This window comes from Moorena sp. SIO3B2, assembly GCF_010692525.1.
In the GTDB taxonomy this organism is placed as follows: Bacteria; Cyanobacteriota; Cyanobacteriia; order Cyanobacteriales; family Coleofasciculaceae; genus Moorena; species Moorena producens.
Genome location: NZ_JAAHHE010000739.1, coordinates 1 through 1,988, shown reverse-complemented (window position 1 = coordinate 1,988; position 1,988 = coordinate 1). Strand labels below are relative to the sequence as shown.

Sequence of the window (1,988 nt, the reverse complement as noted above, 5' to 3'; positions counted from 1 at the left end):
TGCCCCATTCAATATCCCTTTCGGTGTTAATAAGTTTTTCCAATTCATTCACAATCATTTCATTAGTCTCCTATTAGCTAAAAAACGTTAGTTTGATGTCAATTACGTTATCAGTTGTTTGAAGATACCGAGGACGATAGCTTGAGCCAATCGAATGGCTTGCGCTGAAGCATAAAAGACATACCAGTTGCACCCGCAAATTTTTCAATATCAAGACCTTTTTCAGTTTTATCTACAGTTCCTTGACCTTGAAACAGACGATGAATGCGATAGCGAAAGTAGTTTTTCAGCAGTTTTGACACGCCAATATACTGCTGATAACTTCTTGAGTACAGTTCATCATCCAATCTGGGGAGTAAATACCAGGGACAGCTCATTAATCGATGATGGGCGTTGTGATAGTTATTGTTTAGAAATATTAATGAGCTTAGCCAAGACCAGCGCGGTGACAAAACCAGAGAATAGGTATTATTTTCGTCATATTTTTGACTATGTTTTGGTACCTTTCCATCTATGTGAAAAACCGAATAAGTGTGCTGAAAACACTCCAAAAATTGTATGATGTTAAGAAAACTAATATAGGCGATGAAATAGCAAATAATTCCACGGGGAGAATATATCGCTAAAGCTGTAAATAGGCTCCCTCGCAGCAGCAAAAGCAAGGCATTACGAAGGCGTTCGTCCCGGCGATTTTGACCGAGGAAAGGCGATAGGGCAATCATCCAGCGAAAGAGGAGATTAACTGCTGGAATGCATAGCCATTCTAGGAGAACAACCAGCCTCTGCACAGGCTTCGGTAGGGACTGTAGAAAATCAGACATGGAAAAGGGATGAAATGGAGAAAAGTCAGCTCGACGTACATGGTGAGCGATATGGTGACGAGCTACATTTGAGAAAACGCTATAGCAAGAGCCGGTGAGAAAAAGCATGATTTCACCAAACACCACGTTCAGACGATGAGAGGAGAAAATATTATGGTGAAAAAATTCGTGGAGGAATAAGGCAGCCCACGTTAGATTGTGTATTAGTAAGAGGACTCCCAGCAGATTCAACCACCAGATATTTGTTGTAATACAAAATAGTGAAAGTCCATAGCCAACTAATACGTAAGCTATAGCTACATAGCTTATCCAGTGATTGCGGTGGTTAACATAGAACTTCAAGTCAGGAATTTTCTCTAGCTCTATGTAGCTTGCGGTTACCTTTATATTGGTTGTAGGTATGGTCATATTTATAGTTCTTCCGTACTGAGTATGTTAAGTTTTAAGAAACTTGAGTGCTATTTAGCGTGACGCTCCTACACTTACGAGTAGGGTAAGTGTCAGGGCAACTCCATCTAAATTCTAGAAGCCTTACTCATAAAAGATTTAAAAATTAATTACCAAAAATACTTATCGTATTGTATAAATCTTCTATCTAGTAGGCATTTAAAAACAAGATGCGTTTCCCCTCGGGTAAGTGTATAATTTCAGGACTTATTAAGGCTATAAGCACTCATCATTCAGCTAATGCACTACCTGCTAAATTATGAGTGTTACTAGCTTATTTTTAAGTATCTATATACTTATCGGTCTAACTATCAAAAATTACGTAGTTGCCGAAATTTTGGCGGCGTTCAGCCAGGTTGGCGGGTAAAATAACCAAGGTAAATGCTTCATAAACGCTTAAAAACCTTCAGATAAAGAGCTTTAATGGGCTTATCATATCTAACTAGTTCTGCTTGCTGAACTACTTTGAATTGTAAAAGCACGCTCTTAGATAAATCAAGGCTTTTCTGTATTGCATACAGTCTTTGAAAAATCGACAATGCCGAAATTTTGGCGGCGATCAGCCAGGTTGCTGGGTAAAATAACCAAGGTAAGTGCTTCATAAACGCTTAAAAACCTTCAGATAAAGAGCTTTAATGGGCTTACCAAATCACCAAATCTAACTAGTTCTGCTTACTGAACTACTTTGAATTGTAAAAGCACGCTCTTAGATAAATCAAA

General features: G+C 38.5%; 1 protein-coding gene. It reads right to left on the bottom strand.

Annotation, left to right across the window (positions count from 1 at the left end):
- Positions 1-110 precede the first annotated feature (110 nt).
- A complete protein-coding gene (locus F6K38_RS40465; RefSeq protein WP_287296775.1) occupies positions 111-1,229 on the bottom strand; it encodes a fatty acid desaturase in 1,119 nt (372 codons plus the stop codon).
- Between the last annotated feature and the right edge of the window lie 759 nt (positions 1,230-1,988).

What these genes read in the sequence shown, in the direction of transcription:
- F6K38_RS40465 (WP_287296775.1), bottom strand. Translation starts at nt 1,229, where the DNA reads ATGACCATACCTACAACCAATATAAAGGTAACCGCAAGCTACATAGAG.